This window comes from Candidatus Neomarinimicrobiota bacterium, from assembly GCA_017656425.1.
Classification (GTDB): Bacteria; Fidelibacterota; UBA2242; order UBA2242; family B5-G15; genus JACDNV01.
Genome location: JACDNV010000004.1, coordinates 146,628 through 171,989 on the forward strand (window position 1 = coordinate 146,628; position 25,362 = coordinate 171,989).

The following is a 25,362-nucleotide window of genomic DNA, read 5'->3' on the forward strand; positions in this document are numbered from 1 at the left end:
AATCCTATATCATTTTTTTTAAAAAATCTTTTATGCATCGGGAAACATAATATATCTGCTCATTTGTAATCTCAGGGTAAATAGGTAAAGAAATTCCCCCATCCGCTAGATCCTCCGCAACAGGGAAATCACCCTTTTTATATCCAAGGTATTCAAAACATGGTTGTAAATGAAGTGGTATCGGATAATGCAATCCAGTACCTACACCTCTGTCATAAAGATAACTTCTTAACTTATCTCTTATTTCTTTTCTATTTTTTACTTCTCTATTTATTTGGATTACATATAAATGATACACATGATAGGAATAATCCATTTCCTTAGGGAGAATTATCTGTTCTATCCCCGATAGAAACTCATTATAACATCTGGCCACCTTTCTTCTTTTTTCTGTCCATTCTTTTAAATATTTTAATTTTACATATAAAACTGCCCCTTGAATATTTTCCATTCGATAGTTATGTCCAAATACGACATGATTATATTTATCTTTAGATCCATGATTCCTCATCAAATAAAACTTTTCAGCAAGTGCCTCGTCATTTGTCATCACTGCTCCTGCTTCACCATAGGCTCCCAGATTTTTCCCTGGATAAAAACTAAAAGATGCAGCTACTCCAATACCACCCACTTTTTTACCTTTATACTCTGCTAAATGTGATTGAGCTGCATCCTCCACTAAAACCAAATTATATCTTTTCGCTAATTCGCTTAATGAATCCATATCAGCAGGCTGTCCATATAAATGCACAGCTACAACAGCTTTTGTATTTCTAGAAATTACAGATTCAATTTTTAAAGGATCAATATTATAACTTTCTTCATTGCAATCAACAAATACAGGTTTAGCACCACACAATATTACGCCCCAAGCAGTGGCAATAAATGTATTGACCGGTATTACAACTTCATCACCAGGTTTTATACCCAGTCCCCATAATACCAAATGATTTCCAGCAGTTCCACTGCTAACACCAATGCAATACCTTACATTATGCATTTCTGAAAATTTTTTTTCAAATTTTTTAACATATTCTCCCATAACAAACGAAGAATTTTCAAAAATATTATTAAAAGCTTCCCATATTTCATTTTTAATCATGTTATATTGTATGTTTAGATCTAAAAATGGAACTTTAATAGTTTATTTTCCCTATATTTCTTATTATTTTTGAATTAATACTATTTACTTTTATCAAAAATTACTCAGGGTAAGTTATAAATAAATAAAATATTATTCCAATAAATTTTGTACAAATTCATTCCCTAACACTACTACATTTAATCTAAATGGGAGACAGTTCTTTTAACAAAATATATTGCTATAAGTTGTACTTAAACTAATAAAGATGAAAATTAAAATTCCAAATAAATATCTATAAGAGAATCACAAATACCAGATAAAAGTAATATAATAAAATATATTCTGTTCAATTTCAAAAATATCTATTTTTTATATATTACAAAAATCGATATGAGTCTTTTTTATGAATTATGCCCTCAGCTCTCTAATAATTTAAATTTCGCCACAAATATATCTTTAATCAAAATTTAAAAATTCCTTTTTTATTTGGAATGGTAACTTGGTTCCTTTCCCACATATTGAAAAAACCTTTTCAGAAACTTTTTGTATTTCAAAAATATTCAAATTAAAATTTGATGAGATTTTATTATTAATTATATTATCAGATTTAAAGAAATGAATTTTTGTGAGAGAATAATTTTGGATAACTTTCCATTAATATCTATAGTAATAGCCATAAGGAACGAAGAAAAATATATCAAAAAGTGTTTAGAAAGTTGCTATAATCAAACATTGTCTAAAAGACTATATGAAATACTCATCATAGATGGCATGAGTAATGACTCCACATTATCAATTGTAAACAATTTTGTTGAAAAACATAAAAATCTTAGAATAAAAATTCTATCAAATACAAAGAAAATACAAGCAGTTGGATGGAATATTGGAATAAAAAACGCAAAAGGGAAATATATAATACTATTATCAGGTCATGCCTATCTCACTATAGATTATTTGGAAAAATGTCTTATGTTTCATGCAAAGTACGATGCTCCTTGTATCGGGGGAGTAGTAAAACTCGTAGGTGAAGATAACAAAAGTAAATCAATAGGGGCAGCGTTCAATAGCATTATTGGTTCAGGAAATGCGAAGTATTGGTGCGGTACTAAAATTGAGTACGTGGAAACTTTGCTCTTTGGAATGTATAAAAAAGAAGTGATTGAAGAAGTCGGATATATTGATGAAAATTTAGTTAGAGGAGAGGACTGGGAATTAAATTATAAAATAGTGAAAAAATTCGGTAAAATGCTACTTATACCAGAAATAAAATCATTTTTATACGCAAAATCAAACTTTAAAAACCTTTTTAAAAGACAATTTATTGCTGGATTATGGAAACCTTATATTTTCAAAAAACACCCCAAATCAATATTATTTCGTCATTTGCTGCCACCTATTTTTACTTTTGCGACATTTCTATCTATAATAATTTCAATTATTTTAAAAACACCTACGATAACACTATCAATTATAATCCCATACTTATTGGTAATAAGTAGTTATAGTATTCTTTTAAAAATAAAAGATAAAAGTTTATCTATAACATATCTGATAATATCCTTTTTGATTATACATTTTACGTATGGAATGGGACTTATCTTAGGAATCTTTAAATTTTTATTTTAGCCTTATAATATTTCTGAAAATCAATCAAGAGTAAAACAAATATAAAACATAAAAATAATCCTTTTGAAACAATTAAAACTGTATAGTTTGCAGAAATAAATGAGAAGGTAAAATTCATTACTAAACCGCTAACCAACATTACATATATAACATTTTTTTTATAATTTGAAGCCTCTAATAGCTTCTGCTGGAATAAATTTGTTAAAAAGCCCAACAGTAATGTAAAAAAGATAACCCCAACCAATCCAAAATCAGCCCATGCGCTTCCAAGATATATAGCATTGGCAAATCCAGTTGTAAATGGCATTCTCCACCAAATTTTTGCTACATAATTTGCTATATTAAATGTCCCATCTTCAAATAACCATGAAAACAATTTTGTGGATCTTCCTAATAGAAACTCATGCATTGACGGGAAAATTTTGTAGTATTGGTATAGAACATCAGCAGGGGCTAAAAATACTCTATAAAATAAAGCATTTAATATAGTTTCAGTATTTCTAAGCAGTGGATTCGTAGTAAAGTAATATATAACAATGGGGAATGCAAATATTAACAGTAAACCAAGAACTATGTATTTAAATTTAATTTTACCTTCTTTTAAAAAATAAAAGGAGATAAGAGATAAAAAAATTTGAGCTACAGGAGCTTTTGCTGTCGTAATAGCATTATTTATAAGTCCAGTAACTAAAAATATTATAAATAACACCTTATATTTATTTTCTTTGTATAAAATGCATAAAAATAAACTGCCCACGATTCCAAGTGGATAAAAAAGGTCCCTATTCCATGAATATAAGTATTTTTCAATTATATTCACTTCCAATAACTTAAAAGCCTCTTCCCTTAAAGCCCACATATAAGCATAAGATTTTGGATTTTTTATCATTTCCAGTAGAGGTATCTTTTTAATTCTTATTAAATATAAAAACAATAGGGCAAAACATAGTATTAACAAATGAATTAACAACTTATAGAAAATATGATCATATTCGCTTTTTTTTATTTTCATATAATACATTTTGCTTATTTTATCTATGTTAATATCCCATAAATATTTGGATGTTAACAATCCGATCGGAAATAATATATAAAAAGATAAAATAGAAAAGAAATACATGTTTTCAATCTCATTAGTGGTTTTAGTTATAACAAAAATAGATGGAATAGAGATAAAAATTGTATAAGAAAAAAGTAATAATGAGGGAAACGATAAAATTCTTAATCCATTAAAACCATAGATAAATCGCTCATTGTAAATAATTAATTCATAAACCAATATAGAGGAAATCACTAATCCAAATAGTAAAGCAATTTCCTCATTAACAAATATAAACAATAGTAAACTTATAATCGGAAGTATAATAATCAAAAATTTATCATAATCAAAGAGTTTCGCATCTTCTATAGTTTTATTCATAGAATATTTCTTATTAATTGAATTTTTTTATTCTATCTTTGAGTTTATTATACTTGTCTTTAAAATAAATATAATAAATACCTAACAATGATGAAAAAATGAAAGTTAAAACGACAATTTTAGCTCTTTTCGGTTTAGCCTTTCTTTCTGGTGGAATAGCTTTATCTACAACTTGAATTATAGAAACCATTTTATTTTCATTTAGCCTGGCTTGTTCATATACAGGTCCTAAATATTCTAATACTTTAGTATAATATGTTAGATTTCTTCTTATCTGAGAAAATAATACTTCAATCTTAGGAACCTCTTCGGACTTAAATATTAATTTTTCATTATGCGGATTGTTTAATAGCTCGTTATATTTATCACGAAATGCATCAATTCTCATTTTTAACTGATTAACAGAGGGAGTATTTCTACCATATGTTTTTAATGCAACATTGTATTCCACTTCGGTTACCGCTAATTGTGCATGAACTTCTGCTAACATACTAATCCAAGATTCCAACTGGTCTGGCAAACTTATTACATTATATTTATCCATGAATAATTTTAATTTATTTTCATAAAACTTGATACTATCAATCACTTCTTTGTACTTATTTTCATAAATTGTTCTTATTTCGTATGCTACATCATAATTTAAAGTTCTCAAAATACTATCTGCAGCATACACAAGATAATTCGCAATCTCAGCTGCCTTATATTTATCTCTATCAAATACACTTATAATTATCTGAGATTCTTCTCCAACATTGATTTTAACATTACTTCTTAATTTCTTTAGGGTCTTTTCGAAGCTATCTGTCCTATATCTCTCTTGTAATTGAAATCTTTCAATTATTCGTTCTAATAAGGTCCTGCTTTTTAAAACTGTCATGACCTTATTCAGATTCGACTCTAATCCAATTCCACTTGGTATTCCAAGGTTTGATAAAATTTCAATTCCCGGGATTGAAAAAGACCTCGATTTACTAATTAAAACAGTGACATCAGCTTTGTAAGTTTTAGGTAGAAGCAAACTAATGATTATCGATAACATGGTAAAACTTAAAACTATTACTATTAGAATAACTTTATTCTTCCAAAGTAAATATATTAGACCAATTAAACCGTTATTATTCCTACTCATATGTACCCCCTGATTACTTATAATATTTAGTTGCCGCTAGATATGTTAGAAATACAGACATTAAAGACGCAGTTATTTCAAGAATTGAAGACCTTTCTCCTACAAGTATATCCCGATTATTTCTTTTAACCATTATAATATCACCCCGCTCTATTAATACATTTAGTCCTTTTTCAATTTCCCCATTTTTACGAATTACCGTAACTTTATTAAGACTTCCTTTTTCTGTTACACCTCCTGCTATTCCAATATAATCATGGGCAGTTAAACCAGGTATATAGCCATATTTCCTTGGTAATTTAACATAGCCCAACACCGTAACACCTTCCATCGCTAAAATATCAACCTCATCACCAGGCTGTAATATAAAATCATCGAAATTATCTGATGAAACTTGAATTATTTCTCTTTCCGAACTGACTTTTCTTCTTATTAATACTTTTGATAGATCAGCTGTTGGTTTTACATTAACTAATCTCAATAAAAAGTCATTCAAAGTCTCATTATTTTTAACTACATAATATCCCTGGTTATACACCTCTCCCCTTACTTCAACACATTCACTATCAACACTACCAAAAGGAATAAAAATCATTTTGCATTCCTTTAGAAATGGATTGTTTTCTTGATCTCCGGTAAGCAAATACATTGTAAAATCTACAGTATCTACCTCATTATTATTATTAAATATCAATATTTCATTCTGTTTTGCCAAATTATTAAATCCACCCGCTTGATCTATTAATTCACTTAATCTAATGACTGGGGTTATAGTATATATACCTGGCTTATTGATTGCACCTAAAATTTGAACTTTAAAATTACGAATATCAGATAGAACAACAATAATCTTTGCTTCTTTATACCCATTATTTTTAATAATATCTACTACTTTTTCCACTCCATCCTTTAAGTTCATACCTGCCAACCTAAATTTTCCGACACCAGGTAAAACTATATACCCATTTGGATTAACTCTAGTTCTATAATCAAAAGAGATATCGGTTACGATCATTATATAAAATTCATCACCTGGGCCTATTATGTAATCTTCAGGATTAATAACTTTCTCTAATATAAATCTTTGTTTCAACGACACCTCGCCCATTAAGTAACCAGTAGGTTGTTCATAAATTGTACCCTTTTTACCTTCTTCCTGCATTTGCATAAAAGCAATTTGAGAAACAAAAATAAATGTTAAAAAAATTTTTAAAATTACCTTAATCATAATTCCACTCCATATTTATTTTATCACTACCACCAACCAACACAAAAATTTTTCTAAATATTAATTATTCAATTCCCTGTACTTTCTTATTTCTACAATAATATCACATCTTGTTATTATCATATTTTCCCTTTAAATAATTTTCTATATGTAAATAGTAATTTATTTTCTTCGCTTTCCCAGACAAACTCTTTTTTCATCTTTTTTATTTTATTTTTAATGTTATCATAGTTACTGTATAAATATATAATTTTGTCCGCTATATCATTACTATCTAATGGATCAACAAAAATTCCATAATTGGTAAACATTTTTTTCCAATAATCAAAATTAGATATTATAACAGGCAATCCAATACTAATATACTCATATATTTTCGTAGGTTGACTAAACTTGTTATTTCCCGTCGGATAAAATGTACATAAACCCACATTTGCCTCAACTAAATAATCATATACATTTTGAACTTTCAAATACCCTAAATATCTGACATATTTCCAACCATCTAAATTGTTGCATTCATGCTCAAACTTTTTACTCCCCCACTTCCCTACCAACCACAAAGAAAAAATTTCCTTTCCAATTTTTTTATTAGCTATGTATACAGCATTAATACATTCTTTAATCCCTCTTTTCTCATCTAGTAATCCTGTAATTATTAGTATAAAATTATTTTTATTGCTTTCATATACTTTTTCTTTTTTAGCTTTATACTTCTTTATAATGGATAGAATGGGGAAATTTTGGATGATAATCGTTTTATCTTGACTAATATTTCTAAATTTTGATTTAATATGTTCAGTAGCAACAATAACAAAATCATAAAATCTTGAAGCAAATTTTTCAAATATATCAAAAGTAATAGATAATAATTCCCTTATAATTGATAATTTTATATAATATTTTTCCTTTATAAAATTCGAATAATCTTCATGAACATCATAAATAACCTTTTTACCAACTATCTTCAAAATTAAACCAACAATTATTAATTCAGGATCATGAAAGTGATATACTTCTGCATTGATTTTTATAGCCTTTATCAATGCAATCATAGGTTTAAATAGTATTCTAAAAAAGCGATTTGGTAGTGTAGGTAATGGAATGATTTTAATTCCACCAATAATTTCTTTTCTCTCGAATGTAACAATATAATAAACATCATAACCTGCTTTATGTAAAGAACGCAACTCTTTATAAAAAATTCTAGGATCAAACAAAGAATGCACTGTACTAATATGACAAACTCTCTTCTTTTTCTTCAATATTTTTTATCCTCAATTATTTTAATATTTATGTATCTAACTCTTTATGCCCTGATAATTCCAATTACCTTCATTTTTTAAATTAAGAAAAAAATAGAACATATCAAATATTCTATTCTCACTCAAAATTTAACTATAAACTTTATTGATTGTCATAATATTCAACTGGAAATGAGGATATTTATGAAACGTCTTTCTCTAATTTTATTTACATCCTTACTATTATTTTCATGTAAAAATAATAAGGTTTCCTCTACATTTCGAAACGATATTACCATCGATGCTAAACTTGACGATTGGGAAAAATTTATTTACATCAAAGATATCAATTCCGGCTTTGCGGTCGCTAATAACGATTCATTCTTATACATTGTTCTTAAAACAAATGACCAAAAAATTGTAAGGAAAATATTAATGAATGGACTTACCGTATGGTTGAAAAGAAAAGGACTGAAATCTGCAAAATATGGCATAAAATACCCTCTTGGAATGGCACAGTCTCGTAAAGGTTATGATCAAGAAGGTTTTACTCCACCACATGGTTTCAACCGGAAAAGAAATAAGCCCAAGTTTGATATTAATAAAATGATAAAAATTACAAAAAAACAACAGACTGGAATAGAGATATGTGGACCCGAAAAAGACGACTTCATTATACTTGGTTTCGATAACAAAGATGGAATAAGAGTCTCTATTGGTACATACGAAGATCAGTTTGTGTATGAACTTCGATACCCAATTTACAACAATACTGACTACTCATCCTATTCTCTAAATATAAAACCAAGGGGTGTCATTAATTTGACGCTCGAATCCAGAGCACAATTACCAGAATTCCATAAAGGAATAAGAGGTGGGTTTAATCACCCGGGAGCTGGTTTCCCCAATAGACGGGGCGGAGTACCAATATCAACTCCTCCGGGCAGAAAGATACCAGGTGCAGATAACTCAATGTATAGAGACCTTAATTTAAAACTAAAAATCAAATTAGCAGAATCAGAATAATATCTCTTTACCAGTTATATTCAAACCCGAAGGTCCACCGATTTGATAAAGAAATATCAGAACCTGTCTTCAAATATACCCTAAATTTATCTTTGACAGAATATTCAAGTCCCAGTCCAGTCGATATGTATCTGTCAAACTCCGTTGGTGGAGTTTCTGTATACAATTCAAATCGATTAGTTTCCTCATCATCAATCTTCAGGACCCCGTTCTCCCAGTATTTTCTTATTCTATAGGGAAACAATCTTTTACCAGTCGTTTCATATTCTGTTAGACTGGAATTAAAAGATACGGAAAGTAGAAGGTTAAAATTATTGGATAACCTTAATTCCATTCCAATGGGGACATTAATATACCATTTTTTTATACTCTTTTGTAAACTCATACAATCTTTCATAATCTACCAAATTTCCAGAGTCAGAAGGTTTGTAGATCGTATAAACAGTATAGATGCTATCCGTATAAAGATACCTCTCACTGATTCTTATCTTTTCAATGTGCTTACTTAAATATATGCCGGTGAAAATCCTGATCCCATCATCAGGCATGAATATAAAAGAATTAAAAATTGAATAATTATTAGATTCCTTATTCCCATCTCCATTAAAATTACCTATGCTTTTCCTATAATTCTGGAATCTCCGTTTATGATAACTTTCATCACTATCATCATAATAATCATAGACTTTATCTGAATAAGACGTATCATCGGAAAGAAATTTCATCGAATAATCAAGCGAAGAAGATCTAAACAACAAGCCTGTTCTTATTATAAATTTTTCGTTCAGTCTGTTTTCTATATTAAAATTAAGATACCTACTTTTTCCATCAGATTCATTCGCTTTCCAGAAGTCGTAATATCTATAATTAAAGTTATAATAATCTGGATTCAAGGCATTTTCTTTCCAGGTTTTAGAAGTATCCATGGCATTTTCTGTTTGAGAAGAATTCCCGAAGATTGTCCCAGCGAAAATTCCAGTACTTATTTTTTCCGTCAATTTATAAAGAAGCCCAATCCCAAGTAACATATGCTTTCCTGATATATCCACATCAATATCATCAAGATAATAATAGTAATTATGAGGGTTCTCTTTCCAGTAAGAGTTGTACATTTCACCATCTCTATTAACACTTAGATATTCCAGTTTAAAGGCAATGCTCATTTTTGAATTCAATTCATATCCCGCTATTAATCCAGGCTGAAATCCAAATATTTCCTGCTGATTCTTTTTACCAAAAATAGCGCTGGTATCATATTTCACTTCGTTACCAAGAGATTGTAAGAAATAATCCCCCCGATCCATCTCTCCATAGCTAGGATAACCGTAAAACGCACCATAATCAAATATAGCGCGATTATAAATAAAAAGATTTAACTTATTACCAGGTGAAAACACCAATCCCAAATTATACAATGGACTCTGATCGATCAAGCCATAATAACTGTAATACAGCCATCCTGGACCATAAAAATCATCAATATCAAATCCAATTCTCGTATATAGAGGTATGTATGACCGATAATAACTATATGTGCTTCCAAAATCAAAATAGATAGAATTTTTATTAAACTTCACAATATAGACTGGATTCAAATTCAAGTCTGCAAATTTATCAACATACATTCCTAATGAGTAATCAGGATATACAAGAGACTTAACAGTTGTAAAATTATAAATTTCATATAAATACGGAACTTCAGGATATCCTGTGCTTGGTCTGGGAACATATGCAAAAGTATTCCCTATTAACAATAGAATTAAAATTTTTAATTTCCATTTCATTTTACACTCCCTCTTACTTGAATTAATTAAATTTATATGGATAACTTCGGTAAATCATGTATAAAAGATTAAAAATGATATAATCATTTATGATTAAAAATTAATTAAATTTTGCCTTGTTATTATGGTGGCATTATGTTCAATTCTTACTTTCATTTAAAATATCTAAGCGATAACCTAAACTCAAAATTCAGATCTCTTTTTGTCACATCGATTTTCACTTTTGAAAAGGGCAAACTACATATTGCAATCTCTAATGGGAATTGCATTGTGTTTTCAATAACAAATCCACTCCCATATTTAACAATTAAAGAAAAAACGCCCTATCCAAAATCAAAAGTATCTCTATTTAAAGAAATACATGGTCTGCAAATTACAGGTATAAAAATCAATATCAACGATAGACAAATAATCTTTGATTTTGAATCTAGTAACTACCTTTTACTATTTAATTGCTACGGAATAAACGGAAATGTTTTTCTTTTTTCAAAAAACTATGACTTTATCGATTCATTTAAAAAAAAAGAAAGGGAAATCCCTGTAATCAGTCAAGATTTAATACATAATTTTAAGAATCCTGAAGAAGTACTCTTGCAATATGAGGATCTAAATCAATTTATCAACCAATTTCAGGATAAACGAATAATCGACTTACTAAAAAATTACTATAATCGCAGATTTGATAAAGTATTAATCCAGGAAATCTGCTACAGATCTGGAATCGACGAAAAAAAACAGGTATCGACGTTAAAGGATATACAGATTGAAAAATTAATTAACAGTATAAAACAAATTTTCGATGAAATAAATCAAAAAAATTTCTACATATATTATGACGAATTACCCATTTTCAGCTTAATAAATCTCGAATCGAGGAAAAAAGTTGATTTCAAAATCTTCGGTAACTGTCTAAACGCAACAAATGAATATATCTCCCGATATTTTAGCGATTTTCAATTCCGTCAAGAAAAGACAAATTTAATTAAAATTCTCGAAAAATATATTTCTCTCAATGAGCGAAAACTTGTAAGACAACAAAATGATCTAAAGAATATAAAGTCTCCAGATATTTACAGGGAATGGGCAGAGACTATAATTGCAAACTATAATAGAGTAAGTGAGAAATCCGATTTTGTAATTCTTCCACGGTTAACCAATCCAGAAGAGAAAATTAAAATTCCATTAATCAAAGGATTGAGTCCTGAAGAAAATGCTAAAAAGTATTTTCAAAAGGCAAGAAATATAGAGAATTCGAAAGAAGTTTTAATTAAAGCCATTAACGAAACAGAAAATAAAATAAATAGAGCAAAGGAACTGATCGGAAAAATTGAGAAAATAAAAATATGGCGGGAATTAAAAGAATATACCAAAAAAATTAAATCAATATATCAACCCGTTGTTAGAAAGAAGGAACAGCAGGAACGATTACTCTATGTGCAAATAAACTATAAAGGATGGGAAATTTTAATAGGAAGAAGTGCAAAGGATAATGATGAACTCACTTTCAACATAGCTAAACCCAATGACTTCTGGTTCCACACTCAATATGTCCCTGGCTCGCATGTAATAATAAGAAACCCTAAAAAAGCCGATAATCTTCCTGAAGAGATAATCAAAATTGCTGCAGGACTTGCTGCATTCAATAGTAAAGACAAAAATTCAAAACTTATTCCTGTTATATATACAAAAAAGAAGTATGTATGGAAACCGAAGAAATCTGAGCCTGGAGTAGCTGCTTATAAATTTGAAAAATCTATAATGGTAGAACCAATCAATCCTCAAGCCATTCAATAAAAGCCTTCCTGAATTCTGTTAAATCAATAGATAAACCAACCCTGTGAGAATTACCCAGCTCTCTATAAATCCTGCCAAACCCAAATGCATAATTAAGTTTAATTACATTTGTATTAATTCCAGCCCCAACTGTATAGTCTCCAATATCATCCCTGCCCGCTCTAAGACTAAAATTCTTCTTTATTCCGATCTCTAACCCGAACCTCAATCTTACGTTACCAACTAATAGATAAAAAGCTTTATCATTTTCCTCTTTCCCTGCTGAGAAATCCAAACCAATAGATGGTTCAAGATATGATATAAATTTCCCGGGTTTAATCCTTATTGAAACACCTGCTAAATATGATGGTAGAATCAGTTCTTTCTCACCATCATCCCATATTATCGGAGTCGTGAAGAAGTCCTTTGCGACAAAGCCTATTTGAAACATTCCAGCATTACGCAAAATTCCAATATCAATACCTATACCCCATGCTCGGGCTCTATATAATTTTTCAAATGGAATCTTTAAAGTAACTCCATAATAAATATTTTCACTTTTCAACTTAGCGATTGAAAAATACAGGGCACCGAAAGCAGTATTAAAAAATTTCATGTTTGAGTAATCGGGTCTAAAAGAATTTTCCACACCCTGTATCTCAATAAAATTGGATATATTGTGAATGCTATCTACACCAACCCTTGTTAAGCCAATTGAATAGCTGTAACCGTTCCTGCCCGGTATCAATAAACTAACACAATCATAATTAACAATACCGGCAAATTCTTCGGTATGTGTAACCTGAAATAATATCCTTTCACTTTTTAATGCTAACGCTGGATTCCAATAAAATGCAGTAGCAGGACTTGCATTACTTATTACAGCTCCACCTAATCCAATCTCGCGAACACCCGCGCCAAACTTCAAAAACTCACCTGTATATTTCGTCTGTATCGGATATATTATATTAAACACAACTAATAGTATTGATAATATTCTACTCAAGCTTTAAAGCCCATATTTCTTTTTTAATTCATTAAGTTTGTTCAAAGCCTCCAGCGGAGTAATGGAATTTATATCTATCTCCGAGAGTTCCTTTTTAATTTTACTTTCAATTTGATTAAACAAACTGAGTTGGTCAGGATTTTTATCTAATTTCTGAAATATATCCTTTTCAGTTGGCAATACCCTTTCTTCACGAGATATATTTGATAAAATTTCATTTGCCCTTAGAGTTACCTCGACTGGGACACCAGCCATTTGTGCTACGTGAACACCATAGCTCTTATCGCATGCACCTGGAATAATCTTTCTCAAAAATATCACCTTATCACCATATTCCTTAACAGCTACATTTAAATTAATAACTCTTGGTAATATTTTTTCCAGTTCTGTCAATTCATGATAATGTGTTGCAAATAGCGTCTTCGAGCCTATCTTTTCATTGTTATGAAGATATTCGGTCACAGCCCAGGCTATAGCTATTCCATCGTATGTCGATGTCCCTCTCCCAATTTCATCAAGAAGTATTAACGATTTTGGAGTGGCATTGTTCAAAATATTTGCTGTCTCTATCATTTCCATCAGGAAGGTTGATTCACCAGCTGCGAGATTATCGCTTGCTCCTACCCGAGTAAAAATTTTATCAACTACACCGATTTCTGCGCTCTCAGCCGGAATAAATGAACCAATCTGTGCAAGTAATACTATCAGACCAACCTGGCGGAGATACGTGGATTTGCCTGCCATATTAGGACCTGTTATAATAAGTATCTGCTTTGTCTGGTTATCAATATCAAGGTCGTTTGGTATAAACTTCTCTCCAGAAGGTAGTAGAGCTTCAACAACCGGGTGTCTACCATTTTTTATAAAGATTCTGGACGAATCATTTATTACGGGTCTTGTATAATTGTTTTTTATAGCGATATAAGCAAGAGATGAGAATACATCTATCTGAGAGACTACATCTGCTATTTTAAGAATATCTTCAACATATTTTAAAATCTCCTCTCTTAAAAATTGAAATATCTCATATTCGATTTCGGATATTTTTTCCTCAGCATTGAGTAGCATTTCCTCATACTCTTTCAACTCTGGCGTAATGAACCTCTCAGCATTGACTAAAGTCTGCTTCCTTATATAATTCTCTGGCACTTTGGAAATGTGCGTCTTTGTGACCTCTATATAATATCCAAAAACTTTATTATAGGAAATTTTGAGTGAGGGTATACCGAGCCTGGCTCTTTCTTTTTCCTGCAATTCCAGAATCCAATTTTTACCATCTCTTAAAACTCTTCGATATTTATCAAGCTGTTCATTGAATCCCTCTTTGATAAATCCACCTTCATGTATACCTGTCGGTAAATCCTCGTCTTTTATAGCATCATCAAGAATTTTTATTAATTCTTTTGGAATATTTATGCCTGACAAAAGTTCTTTGAAGGTATCTACTTTTTCAAACTCTTTTAGTATTACAGGTATAAGCTTAAGAGTTTCTCTAAGCTGATAAACCTCCCTCGCAGTGGCTCTATTTGCACTTATTCTCGAGAGCAACCTTTCAAGATCAGAAAAATCTTTTAATAAATTACGAACATTTTCTCTTTTATCGGTGTTATTATAAAAATATTCAACTTTATCAAGGCGTGAATTAATACGTTGTGGATTTTTCAAAGGATGAGCCAACCATTTTTTCAATAACCGACTCCCGGATGCTGTAACAGTTTGATCAACTACCCAGATCAGGGAACCTTTAACTTCACCACTCTGCATTGTTCGAAATATCTCAAGATTCCGTTTTGTAAATTCATCTATTAGGACATAGTCACTTTCCAGCAGAGGCTGGATTTTTACAACATGTTCAAGGCTTTTTTGATTATTCTGATGTAGATAGTGTATTATAGCACCTGCTGCTGATATACCTAGCTTGTATTTCTCAATTCCAAATCCCTTCAATGTCTCAGTTTTAAAATTCTCTTTAAGCGTTCGCTCAGCATACTCATAAGAGTATACCCAGTCATCAATCTCTGCTACACGTAGAACCTTTCCCTTAAATTCATATTCAATGGATTTATAATCCGATTCAGGGCATATAATTTCGGATGCTTTCAGAGTACTTACAGTATCTTTATAACTTTTATCATCCGAATCAGTTAAATAAAATTCTCCTGTTGAGACATCTATAGCAGCTATACCAACACCCTTCTGAGTTTTATAAATTGAAACAAGATAGTTATTTTCCTTGGTATCCAGGAATCTATCAGTAATCGCTGTTCCCGGAGTAATTACCTCAACAACTTCTCTTTTTACTATACCTTTAGCTTTCTTTGGGTCCTCAACCTGTTCGCAAATTGCAACCTTCAGCCCAGCTTCAAGCAACTTATGCAGGTAACTATCAAGAGCATGGTATGGAAAACCGGCGAGAGGAACCTTCGAAGCTTTGCCATTTGCACGTTTTGTAAGTGTAATATTTAAAATTCTGGATGTTATTTTTGCATCCTCCTCAAATGTTTCATAAAAATCCCCCATCCGAAACAATAAAATTGCATCAGGATATCTCGACTTTATTTCTCTGTATTGTTTCATTACTGGTGTTGATACTAAATCTTCTTTTGCCATATTCATAAAAAGCTTTACTCTGTTGAAATATAAAAATTTATAGGGTGATTAGTAAGCTTAAAAGTTTTATAATTCTTTAAAAGTTTTTATTTGAAATCCGAAATCAGAAAACTTCTCTCTTTTCTAACAGCGGATCCAAAAACGCCATAAGCTCCTACAACACCTGAAGCATCCATTTCTTTTACAACATAATTGTAATAATTTTCATCAAAAGCAACTACCTCAACTCTAATAGAATCATCGGTTTCAATTACTTCAGAATTAATGATATAGAAGTTCACATACAAAGTTTCATCTATCACCGGTAACCAGTCACCGGACTCTTCTTTTTGAGAAACAATTAATGAATAAGCCTGCGTACCTTCCCTAGAATCCCAGCTAATTTTCAAATTATCGTTCATTGTTATATCAAAATCTTTTGGTACCTTCGTTACTCCAGTTATAGTATCCCCCTCTTGTGTCAATAATAGTAAATTATATGTTGAATCTGGTAAAATCTTAAGTGAATCGGTATAGTAATTGTAAAGAAATACTAACCTCCTCTTGACTCATCCCTCCCCTTTTCTTTTCTCAGTCGGATTATAAAATCCGACATTCCAGTTTCACAGAACGCCAACCCCCATCCCCACAATTTTCTCTGCCCCTTTATAACTTGAATTGATTTTACAAAACCGTTTTTTTTGTCAAGAATTTTTTTAATGTATTATGAAACTGTCATTGCAAGGAATCCCATTGGGGCGACGAAGCAATCATCTATGCAAGTAGTAATATAATTAAAACATACTGTTATCAGCTCAAACACAACAGATTGCCACGCTCGCTTACGCTCGCTCGCAATGACAGGGGCTACTGAAGTATTTACACTAAGTTAATTTTCTAGCTGGTTAGCTTGTTAGCCCGTTGTCTGCCAGCTTAATGGCTTGCTAGTCTGACAGCCTGTTAGCTTGTTGGCTTGTTAGCTTGATAGCCTGATAGCCTGTTAGCTTGTTAGCTTGACAGCCTGTCAGGCCACTTACATTTTAGCCATCCGGCTATCTAGCTACCCAGCCATCTAGCTATCCAGCTATCTAGCCATCAAGCTATCCAGCCATCTAGCTATCTAGCCATCTCGCCATCCCAATAAGATGAGATTGCTTCGCTCCGTTTCACTACGCTCGCAATGACGGCGGAAATGCAAACTGTCTTGCTACCGTTTACAATTACAGGATAAATGGGAAATAATTTAAAAATGTTTATTGGCTGACTTCATAATTAAATATTACACTTCAAATGATTCTGAACTTGCTTTAAAAGTACAAATCTGATTGTGCAGAATATTTGAAAAAATATAAAGATAACTACCTAAATTTTCCTAAATACCCTGATTATATAAAAAATATGTATAAACAACAAATATCGTTTAGTCAATAAACTAATAATTGGAAAGAATGTGGTATAATATGAGGGTATTCTGTATCTATGTAAACTTTTTAAATGAACCTTTTTGTACAATTGATAAATCTCCGTGATAACTGGTTAACTAAACATACTTTCATATTTAAAGGTAAGGCTTATGAACTCAAACAACTCTTTTATATGAAATTCTCTGAAAATGATTATAAACTTAATGTTAGATACAGTTTCTTAGGTAAGTCTCGTCATAATATCCCTATCTCTGTATTTATTCCTATATCCCCTCCTCTCTTCTGAACTCTAATATGGGACTAAACCTATATATTTTTCAAATTCTTTATATACTATCCTCTACAATGTCTCCTGTATTAATCCCTTTCCCATAGAGATCCTTCGGACATTAACTCCCCATCATTTAATATCACTTCTCGCAATAATCTCTTCGCTTTACTAAAATGATATTGTTTTTCTTTCTTTGCTATACCTTCCTCCTTTCTTTCTCTTTAACATCTTTTTTCCTAATTCAAGGAGTATATGGCTTTTTATTTCCGTTACCATTTTTATACAAAATTATGAATACAATCTTTCAATTTCAGTTAAGGCCTTAATTGCAGATTCTTCACCCGCTTTAATAATATCTTTAGCTCTATAAAATTCTAAAAGACTATACTCTTCAACCGAAGGTGATATTAAAATATCCGGTTTCCATAACAAAAGCTGTAAAGCTTGCAGTTGAGTCTCAAATATAATTATCGTTTGTAGAAGAATTTTTAAAAGATTTGGTTGTTTGTAAATTTTCCTTGACCTTTCATTTTTGAGATTTATTGTTTCTCCTTCTTCTTTATCATTAAAGAAATTTAGTTGCTTAAGAAACTGTTCTTTTGATACAGATAGAAATTTATTAAGAATATTTTGCCTATCATGATTTTTTAGCTTCCAGTATTTTTCGGGATTTGGTATAGCATTCACTGCGATTATAATATCGGCATTGTTTTCATATGCAACACTAACGGGTAATGGATTAACCAATCCTCCATCGACGAGCAGCCTCTCCCGGTACTTTACGGGCGTAAATAAAATAGGTATTGCAATACTTGAAAGTATAGCATCAACCAGTTTACCACTATTTAGTACTATCTCAGTTCCATCACTAAGATCAGTTGCAACAGCGCTATATGATATCGGCAGCTGTTCAATTTCTTTTTCGTTAAGGTGATTACTAATGAAATCTCTGACTCTGTCTATATTGACGAACCCGCTTTTTTGCAATCCAGGGGTAAATGTTTTTACTACAAACCTTTTGTCCACTTGTAATGCTATTTCTCCCATAAGCTCAGCAGAAAAACCGGCTGAGTAATATCCTCCTACAAAAGCTCCCATGCTAGTTCCAACTACAATATGAATTGGAATCTTATTTTTTTCCAGTACTTTAATGACCCCGATATGAGCTAATCCCCTCGCTGCTCCGCTACCTAATACCAGAGCAATCCTTGGATTCTCCATAATATTCTCCCTATCATATTCCGGATAATTATTAATATTAAAAAATAATTTTTTATAACATGTCTACTTATTTGCAACGCCTCATGAAAGTATGAGTATGCGGCTCTATTTGTTGAGTACTTGTCAAATTTTATCAAATGCTTTAAACCCCATAAATGTACAATCTTAATTTTTTTATTATTTGCTCTATAATAAAGATTTATGATAGTTTCAACACCATACCCAGTATTCATTATTTTATCTACTATGTGAATTATGTCTTTTCTAAGAACAGCTCTCTCGCCGGACAATGGTTTCAATGGATTGAACAATTTATTAAAAATACTTTCTGTCGGCTGCCCTATAACCATATCGGCTTCTTCCTTGAGGAGTGGCTGAATAAGCTGAACAATATATCTTTCTTTAAAATTTACCAGATCAGCGTCGACAAAAACCAATATATCCCCATGTGCTTCAACTATTCCAACAGACATGGCATAACCTTTCCCTCTATTGTAAGGGAATTCGATTACTTTTACCTTTGGCTCGTGTAAGAAATTTTCAAGAACTTTTCCTGTATTGTCAGTAGATCCATCATTTATTACAATAATTTCGTCAATGTAATGCGAGTTTATTAGTCCTTTTAATGTTCCTGGAAGAGTAACTTCCTCATTATGTGCGCAAACGATTACCGTGATGTTTGAGTTATTCATAAATATATCCCTTTGTAAAAACGGTTTTAATTTTCTTCTCTATATAGATAATTCCAGATGGGATCTAAAAGTTTTGCTACTTCGTTATCATATTCAATCATTCCATTGTAATAATTATCATCTTTTAGCGATTCTTCGGCTGAACGGTATCCAGGTTTCGCTTTTGTTTCTAATAATACTTTCCTGGCTTCATCATAGTGGTCTCTTATAAAACATGGTCTTATTTCGTTACCCCTGGTTGCCGGGGGTAACATATAATTATACGATCTTTGCCATTTTCTTATTTCACTGAATAAATTAGAAAATAATGCATCAGTTAAACTTTTCCCCTTAGTATATAAGTCATTGATATTATCTACCCAGTAGGGAACAAATACACACGGATATATATTTCCATTCCAATCTATGTATAAATATCCCCCTGACCTACCAGCTGCAATACAGCCCGATGAGAATGTTCCTCCATTCCAGAAATCGGCTATAAACCTTCTTTCTTTCCTTACAAAATGCTGCTCTTTTTCCCACATATTTTTTCTCTTCTCAGGCGGGACTTGCCACGATATATCGACACCTCTACCAATCGGCATATATTGAAAAATCCACATATATGAAGCACCCTGTTCATCTAAATAAAATTTTATCATCTCATCTGATATAATTTTTTCACAATTTTCCTTTGTTGCGGTTACAGAAATACCAAAAGGGACACCGACATCTCTTAAGTTTTTAAAAGCATTTAATATTTTTTTAAAGGTTCCTTTCCCTCTTCTTTTATCAGTTTCTTCTTCAAAACCTTCCACAGAGATAGCTGGTGTAATATTTCCGACTTCAGCTAACCTTTGCGAAGTAACTTCATTAATCAATGTTCCATTTGTATATACCAAGAAATATTGATTATTATATTTTTTGGCAATTTCGATAATATCGGTTTCGTTATCTTTCCACATAAATGGCTCTCCACCTGAGATAACTGTAAACCACGTTCCCCACTTTTCATATTTTTCCTTCAGTATTTTTTCAACAACATCAGCAGAAAGCGATGGTAATCCTTTTGGCAAACTTGCAGCATAGCAATCCTTGCATTTCAAATTGCATTTACCTTCAGGTGATATCACCAAAAAACCAGGAGGATTAATTTTGTACGTCTTGATAAACTCATTCTTAATTTTTCTACTACCGAATCCCAGGAACCCTTTTATGAATACATTAATAATGCTATTTCTAACTCCAGGTGAACCATTCTTGTATGCTTTAAGCGCGCTTCTTATTACATTCATTGCAATGTAAAACTTGTCTTCTCTCTCTCTTTTTGGCCCCATGGTTACTGAATTTCCCAGGTTTACCATAAAAAAATAAGCAAGTTTCTCAACCAAAGGAATAGTAATTGCAGATCCAATTTTAGATGATAGAATGTAAAGGCATGGTTTAAGGAGGTTGTAAGTCAAGTTTGTTCTAACGCATTTAGGTATTCTCATTTTTGCCTCATCTATTATATTATTTCCAGTAAATCATAGAACGTTCGACCATTATATTCAAACGGTCGATTTTTTGTCAAAAAAATTTATTTTTTTGTTATTCCATGCATAATAAGTTTTAAAACATTATCAATTTTTTCGCTTGATAATTTGAATCCATTTGAAAGTTGAGACTGTATTTCCAAGCCTTTTATTGTAAAGAAAATTGAGTCTACAACGGATTCAATATTGTTTATAAGAAATTTACCTGTTTTTATTCCCTCCTCAACTATATTTCTTAAAACCATTATTTCTTCTTCTTTAATTTTTTCTATAACCCCTTTTAAGAATACGTATTCATTTGAATATTCATTTAGAATCACACTATATAAATTATTAAATTCTTTTGCTCCATTAATTTTTGTAATGGTATAGAGATAGATTTTCCTCTCTGGTTCAGCTACGGCATTTATTGATTTAAGAATCCTCTGCTTTAACATATAAAATTCTTTTTCTATTACTGCTTTAAATATGTCATTTTTACTTTTAAAATAGTGATATATAGTACTTTTAGCTTTACTAACAGAATTTGCTATGTCCCACATAGTTGTTTTCTTAAACCCGAATTTTGCAAAAATTTTACGGGATGTTTCTACAATATTTTTTCTAATTTCGTCATTAGTTCCCATCTCAGCTAAATTTCCATATTCTAAATATCGACCAAAAGCGTCAAATGGTATTGCAATATAATATTTTTTACTAATGAAGTCAATGATCTTTTTATTTCCATCTGCTCACTCCACGTTTTTCTCCAGATTTAACGATAGCTGCTCAAGTATGCATGATAAACAGTTTCTAACAGGGATAAAAGCTCTAACAACTACATTAGAACTTAAAAACCCGCATTTGTAAGTTAATCTTTAACTCGGGAGGATTTACGTAATAGGGATATTGATATTTAGTTTATCAAGGAGTTTTTCTGTTTTTTTGTCGATTTCAGCTATTTTCCATTTGTTGTTGATTTTTACTTTTCTTATCTCAGAAAGATGTAAGAGCACATCATGGACTGAATATCTCGATAGAAGTTTTTTTCTCAATAGTATTTGATATATCTTATAATACCATTGCAAAGCAATCGTGTTGATAAAATTCCAACCTTCAAGTGATTCTTCATTTTGCATATAGGTACGGTCTGCTTCCAGTAGATTTTTAAATACATCGAACATTTGCTCAACACTACTTCTACTTTTGTAAAACTGAAAAATCTCTTCTGCAGATTTAGAAGTGCAGTTGCTAATTACTGAAAGCGTTCCAAAATAATGTTGTTTTTCATAGAATTTATCAATGTGATACTCTTCAGGATGAGTTTCTATGCGGGTTAAATAATCTTTCTCTTCAACGCTTTTTAAATGTTCATCCAGATATATATAAACTGTTCTGGAGGAGAGAGTAGATTTAGAATACCAGATAAAACGTTTTTTATATTTAAAATATCCATCCATACAACGTTTATCACCACTTTTTAAGCAACTGTAATCTATAAGTATGCTATTCCTTTTCAGTGGAATAATATATTGAAGTTCATTCTCCTCCATTTGGTTAACGTTATCCTCAGAATAAAATCCTTTATCGGCAATAATAACCGCATCTCTGGCGCCACTTTCTTCAATACATAATTTAAAAGCACTTATCTCACGCACATTACCAGGAGTAATACGATAGTAAACCGGCATGTGATTTTTTACGGAAAAAATAAAAAGTAAGTTTACCTGTGGAAGATATACCCTCTTATTGTTATAACCGTATTTTGAAATAATGATATTCTCTGACTGTGTGAATAACGGTGTAGCATCTATCAGAATGTGATCACCTTCAGATATAAAATCTTTAAAATACTTTACTATTTCACTGCGCATAATACCCAACTCTCTAAGAAATTTACTAATCCTTTTCTCTGTTATCTTAATATTAGCAAAAATCTCAGAGAGAAAACTATGTTGATGATGAAAAGGCATATTCTTTATATGAGACCGGTGAAATAATCTGTAAAAGGCAAGGGCTACTATGAATTGCCACTCATCTATAAAATAATTCTGAAGACTCCTTATCGAATCAGTCATGGAGTCTAATATGAACTTGCTGGCGCCATATTCTTTTACCTGAAGAGATATAATAGAAGGAGTTGTTTTCTCTAATTTCCTCTTAGGAGATTCAATAAAACCCTCTGGTGTGATTTTACCAATAATCTTCCCCGTTTTCTTTTTAGGTTTTTTCTTCTCAGGATCCCAGACACACTTGACTTCATAGAGGTAATAGTTACCGTTAATTAGTCTTAGTTCAGTACCTTTGCGTTTATGTTTTAGAGCCCATTCAGGATGCCTCATGATATACCGTATATACGTAATATGTATATAGCATATTACAAGGTCTAATGCAAGCATTTTCAGACGAATAATCAATTCTTTACTGAAAACTATTACGTATTTTGAGCAGAGTTAGAGATTGATATTCGGGTAATCCCAATTAGTGTGAAACGGAGCGTGGTAATCTCATCTGATTGAGATAGCTAGATGGCTGGATGGCTAGATAGCTGGATAGCTAGATGGCTGGGTAGCTAGATAGCTGGATAGCTAAGAGGTAAGTGATCTAACTGGCTGTCACGCTATCAAGCTAACAAGCCAGCAAGCTAACAGGCTAACAGGCTAATAAGCTAACAAGCCAGAGAAGTAACTTGGTGTAACTACTTCAGTAGCCCCTGTCATTGCGAGCGGAGCGTAAGCGAGCGTGGCAATCTATTATGTTTGAGCTGATAATGATATGTTTTAATTATATTCCTACTTGCAAAGAAGATTGCTTCGTCGTCCACGTTATGGACTCCTCGCAATGACATGTGGTTATTATCATGGGTTAAGCGTGGAAAAGAAATAATAAATAATATCAGTATTCTTAGTGTCCTTTGTTAGAAAAAATCTCTTAGTGTCCTTGGTGAGACGCAGTCCGGCTTGCCAGCTTGCTCGCTAATAAAAGTTCGAAGTTCTACGTTCTATTTTCTGTGTTTGTATAGTTATAACATTGAACTTTATAACGTTGAACATTGAACTTTCTTAACTTAAATCCTAATTTAACCTTTAAAGAAGGCAAAGAGTATCCCTATGATGGCACCAATCTGCCCAACCCAAAAGATAAACATCCATTTGATCAGTTCTGATTTTACTTTCTCATCGTTGGTTTTCAGGGCTTCGATTCTCTCGATGAGTTCAGTTTTAACTTCGGCAATTTCTACTCTTACCTTAGCCAATTCTTCGGAGAGTCTTTTTTCGAATTTTTCTTCGACGAATTGGATTACGTTGTTTTTAGTTTCTTTCTGTGCTTCGTTTATAAGTTCGACTAAAGCTTCTATGCCGTCATCCCCGAGTTTTTCTCTTAAAGGCTTTTTAACTGTTACAACAGGCATTTCGACCTCAATAGTTAATGCAACTTAAATATACTAATTCTCAGATATGGTTGCAAGTGTATGGGGATTATCTTCCGTCATTGTGAGCGAGCGTAAGCGAGCGTGGCAATCTATTTTGTATAAGCGAAGTAGTGTATATTTATAGCTTCAATCATTTTATAAAGCAGATTGCCACGTCGCTCACTAACGTTCGCTCCTCGCAACGACGTGTCGATTGTCACTGCAAGCGATAGCGAAGCAATCTGTTATGCTTTAGTTGATAACGGTATGCTTTAATCGTTATTCCAACTGCAAAGTAGATTGCTTCGTCGTCCACGTTATGGACTCCTCGCAAAGACGTAGCCCTGTCATTGCGAGCGTATTGAAACGGAGCGAAGCAATCTCTTTTGTGTAGTCGAGGTAGTGAACATTTGAAACCTCAAGCGTTTAGCAAAGTAGATTGCTTCGTCGTCCCAATGGGACTCCTCGCAACGACTTGTGGATATTAACTTTGATAAAACGTGGCAGTGTATGGGGCCCAAAATTTTACGCTTTATGTTTGGTTAGGGATAATGTTGAACTTTCTTAATTTGATCTCATTTTCCGTTCCGTAATTTCCACTTCAATCTTATTTAGGTTATCCATGAGTCTTTGTTCAAATTTTTTTGACGAATTTGAGAGTATCATTTTTGATTTTTTACATTTAGTTGTTCAGTTCTATTAGAGCATAAACGCCATCATTTCCTAATTTTTTCTCTTAATGATTCTTAAACACTTACAACTGATATTTGAAACATAGCGAATATACAGATATTATAATTATTTTAAAATATAATAGGCAGAAGATAAATGAACGATAAGACTAACCCAAAATTTTTTAACACCATAAAAATATGTTTTTTTATTTAAAAACTGTGTTTATATTACTTGTGAATATTTGATTAGGAAGAATTTA

Annotated in this window: 19 protein-coding genes; 3 read left to right on the forward strand and 16 right to left on the reverse strand. The window is 31.6% G+C overall.

What is annotated here, in order from left to right:
- Window positions 1-4 precede the first annotated feature (4 nt).
- Window positions 5-1,141, reverse strand: a complete 1,137-nt coding sequence (locus H0Z29_04410) for a DegT/DnrJ/EryC1/StrS family aminotransferase (GenBank protein MBO8130748.1) — start codon at window positions 1,139-1,141, stop codon at window positions 5-7.
- A gap of 558 nt (window positions 1,142-1,699) precedes the next feature.
- Here H0Z29_04410 and H0Z29_04415 point away from each other — a divergent pair.
- Complete coding sequence (locus H0Z29_04415) at window positions 1,700-2,710, forward strand: glycosyltransferase family 2 protein (GenBank protein MBO8130749.1); 1,011 nt, start codon at window positions 1,700-1,702, stop codon at window positions 2,708-2,710.
- Here the strand turns inward: H0Z29_04415 and H0Z29_04420 are convergent.
- From H0Z29_04420 to H0Z29_04435, 4 genes are all read right to left on the reverse strand, one after another.
- On the reverse strand, window positions 2,694-4,130 hold the full coding sequence (locus tag H0Z29_04420; protein ID MBO8130750.1) for an oligosaccharide repeat unit polymerase: 1,437 nt from the start codon (window positions 4,128-4,130) through the stop codon (window positions 2,694-2,696). The genes H0Z29_04415 and H0Z29_04420 overlap by 17 nt on opposite strands.
- A 13-nt stretch (window positions 4,131-4,143) precedes the next feature.
- Window positions 4,144-5,262: a hypothetical protein gene (locus tag H0Z29_04425; GenBank protein ID MBO8130751.1), complete on the reverse strand. Its 1,119-nt coding sequence runs from the start codon at window positions 5,260-5,262 to the stop codon at window positions 4,144-4,146.
- Between the two features lie 13 nt (window positions 5,263-5,275).
- A complete protein-coding gene (locus H0Z29_04430) occupies window positions 5,276-6,490 on the reverse strand; it encodes an SLBB domain-containing protein (protein ID MBO8130752.1) in 1,215 nt (404 codons plus the stop codon).
- 119 nt (window positions 6,491-6,609) lie between these two features.
- A complete protein-coding gene (locus tag H0Z29_04435; protein MBO8130753.1) occupies window positions 6,610-7,755 on the reverse strand; it encodes a glycosyltransferase in 1,146 nt (381 codons plus the stop codon).
- A gap of 183 nt (window positions 7,756-7,938) precedes the next feature.
- Between H0Z29_04435 and H0Z29_04440 the strand changes: the two genes are divergently transcribed.
- Window positions 7,939-8,760: a hypothetical protein gene (locus H0Z29_04440; GenBank protein MBO8130754.1), complete on the forward strand. Its 822-nt coding sequence runs from the start codon at window positions 7,939-7,941 to the stop codon at window positions 8,758-8,760.
- Between the two features lie 7 nt (window positions 8,761-8,767).
- Here the strand turns inward: H0Z29_04440 and H0Z29_04445 are convergent, their stop codons facing one another.
- Window positions 8,768-9,145 carry a hypothetical protein gene (locus tag H0Z29_04445; protein ID MBO8130755.1) on the reverse strand — a complete coding sequence of 126 codons (378 nt, stop codon included), beginning with the start codon at window positions 9,143-9,145 and terminating at the stop codon, window positions 8,768-8,770.
- Window positions 9,108-10,544, reverse strand: coding sequence for a hypothetical protein (locus tag H0Z29_04450; GenBank protein ID MBO8130756.1), 1,437 nt, complete (start codon window positions 10,542-10,544; stop codon window positions 9,108-9,110). The genes H0Z29_04445 and H0Z29_04450 overlap by 38 nt, the downstream gene beginning before the upstream one ends.
- Before the next feature lie 135 nt (window positions 10,545-10,679).
- Between H0Z29_04450 and H0Z29_04455 the strand changes: the two genes are divergently transcribed.
- Window positions 10,680-12,338: a DUF814 domain-containing protein gene (locus tag H0Z29_04455; protein ID MBO8130757.1), complete on the forward strand. Its 1,659-nt coding sequence runs from the start codon at window positions 10,680-10,682 to the stop codon at window positions 12,336-12,338.
- Here H0Z29_04455 and H0Z29_04460 read toward each other — a convergent pair.
- The 9 genes from H0Z29_04460 to H0Z29_04500 form a co-directional block, all read right to left on the reverse strand.
- Window positions 12,316-13,323 (reverse strand): hypothetical protein, encoded by a 1,008-nt coding sequence (locus tag H0Z29_04460; GenBank protein MBO8130758.1) that lies wholly within the window; start codon window positions 13,321-13,323, stop codon window positions 12,316-12,318. The genes H0Z29_04455 and H0Z29_04460 overlap by 23 nt on opposite strands.
- Before the next feature lie 3 nt (window positions 13,324-13,326).
- Complete coding sequence (gene mutS, locus H0Z29_04465) at window positions 13,327-15,933, reverse strand: DNA mismatch repair protein MutS (GenBank protein ID MBO8130759.1); 2,607 nt, start codon at window positions 15,931-15,933, stop codon at window positions 13,327-13,329.
- An 86-nt stretch (window positions 15,934-16,019) separates the two neighbouring features.
- Window positions 16,020-16,397: a hypothetical protein gene (locus H0Z29_04470; GenBank protein MBO8130760.1), complete on the reverse strand. Its 378-nt coding sequence runs from the start codon at window positions 16,395-16,397 to the stop codon at window positions 16,020-16,022.
- A 1,498-nt stretch (window positions 16,398-17,895) separates the two neighbouring features.
- Complete coding sequence (locus tag H0Z29_04475) at window positions 17,896-18,828, reverse strand: patatin-like phospholipase family protein (protein ID MBO8130761.1); 933 nt, start codon at window positions 18,826-18,828, stop codon at window positions 17,896-17,898.
- Window positions 18,798-19,520 carry a glycosyltransferase family 2 protein gene (locus tag H0Z29_04480; GenBank protein MBO8130762.1) on the reverse strand — a complete coding sequence of 241 codons (723 nt, stop codon included), beginning with the start codon at window positions 19,518-19,520 and terminating at the stop codon, window positions 18,798-18,800. Before H0Z29_04480 ends, H0Z29_04475 begins: the two co-directional genes overlap by 31 nt.
- 26 nt (window positions 19,521-19,546) lie before the next feature.
- Window positions 19,547-20,995: a radical SAM protein gene (locus H0Z29_04485; GenBank protein ID MBO8130763.1), complete on the reverse strand. Its 1,449-nt coding sequence runs from the start codon at window positions 20,993-20,995 to the stop codon at window positions 19,547-19,549.
- Between the two features lie 86 nt (window positions 20,996-21,081).
- Window positions 21,082-21,663 (reverse strand): TetR/AcrR family transcriptional regulator, encoded by a 582-nt coding sequence (locus H0Z29_04490; GenBank protein MBO8130764.1) that lies wholly within the window; start codon window positions 21,661-21,663, stop codon window positions 21,082-21,084.
- 246 nt (window positions 21,664-21,909) lie between these two features.
- Window positions 21,910-23,358, reverse strand: coding sequence for a transposase (locus H0Z29_04495; protein ID MBO8130765.1), 1,449 nt, complete (start codon window positions 23,356-23,358; stop codon window positions 21,910-21,912).
- A 737-nt stretch (window positions 23,359-24,095) separates the two neighbouring features.
- Window positions 24,096-24,428: a DUF1640 domain-containing protein gene (locus H0Z29_04500; GenBank protein ID MBO8130766.1), complete on the reverse strand. Its 333-nt coding sequence runs from the start codon at window positions 24,426-24,428 to the stop codon at window positions 24,096-24,098.
- Window positions 24,429-25,362 lie beyond the last annotated feature (934 nt).

Bases quoted from the DNA above. Each gene is read 5' to 3' on its own strand.
- H0Z29_04415 (MBO8130749.1), top strand. From the start codon at position 1,700: ATGAATTTTTGTGAGAGAATAATTTTGGATAACTTTCCATTAATATCT.
- H0Z29_04420 (MBO8130750.1), bottom strand. From the start codon at position 4,130: ATGAATAAAACTATAGAAGATGCGAAACTCTTTGATTATGATAAATTT.
- H0Z29_04425 (MBO8130751.1), bottom strand. From the start codon at position 5,262: ATGAGTAGGAATAATAACGGTTTAATTGGTCTAATATATTTACTTTGG.
- H0Z29_04430 (MBO8130752.1), bottom strand. From the start codon at position 6,490: ATGATTAAGGTAATTTTAAAAATTTTTTTAACATTTATTTTTGTTTCT.
- H0Z29_04440 (MBO8130754.1), top strand. From the start codon at position 7,939: ATGAAACGTCTTTCTCTAATTTTATTTACATCCTTACTATTATTTTCA.
- H0Z29_04445 (MBO8130755.1), bottom strand. From the start codon at position 9,145: ATGAGTTTACAAAAGAGTATAAAAAAATGGTATATTAATGTCCCCATT.
- H0Z29_04450 (MBO8130756.1), bottom strand. From the start codon at position 10,544: ATGAAATGGAAATTAAAAATTTTAATTCTATTGTTAATAGGGAATACT.
- H0Z29_04455 (MBO8130757.1), top strand. From the start codon at position 10,680: ATGTTCAATTCTTACTTTCATTTAAAATATCTAAGCGATAACCTAAAC.
- mutS (MBO8130759.1), bottom strand. From the start codon at position 15,933: ATGGCAAAAGAAGATTTAGTATCAACACCAGTAATGAAACAATACAGA.
- H0Z29_04475 (MBO8130761.1), bottom strand. From the start codon at position 18,828: ATGGAGAATCCAAGGATTGCTCTGGTATTAGGTAGCGGAGCAGCGAGG.
- H0Z29_04480 (MBO8130762.1), bottom strand. From the start codon at position 19,520: ATGAATAACTCAAACATCACGGTAATCGTTTGCGCACATAATGAGGAA.
- H0Z29_04485 (MBO8130763.1), bottom strand. From the start codon at position 20,995: ATGAGAATACCTAAATGCGTTAGAACAAACTTGACTTACAACCTCCTT.
- H0Z29_04490 (MBO8130764.1), bottom strand. From the start codon at position 21,663: ATGGGAACTAATGACGAAATTAGAAAAAATATTGTAGAAACATCCCGT.
- H0Z29_04495 (MBO8130765.1), bottom strand. From the start codon at position 23,358: ATGAGGCATCCTGAATGGGCTCTAAAACATAAACGCAAAGGTACTGAA.
- H0Z29_04500 (MBO8130766.1), bottom strand. From the start codon at position 24,428: ATGCCTGTTGTAACAGTTAAAAAGCCTTTAAGAGAAAAACTCGGGGAT.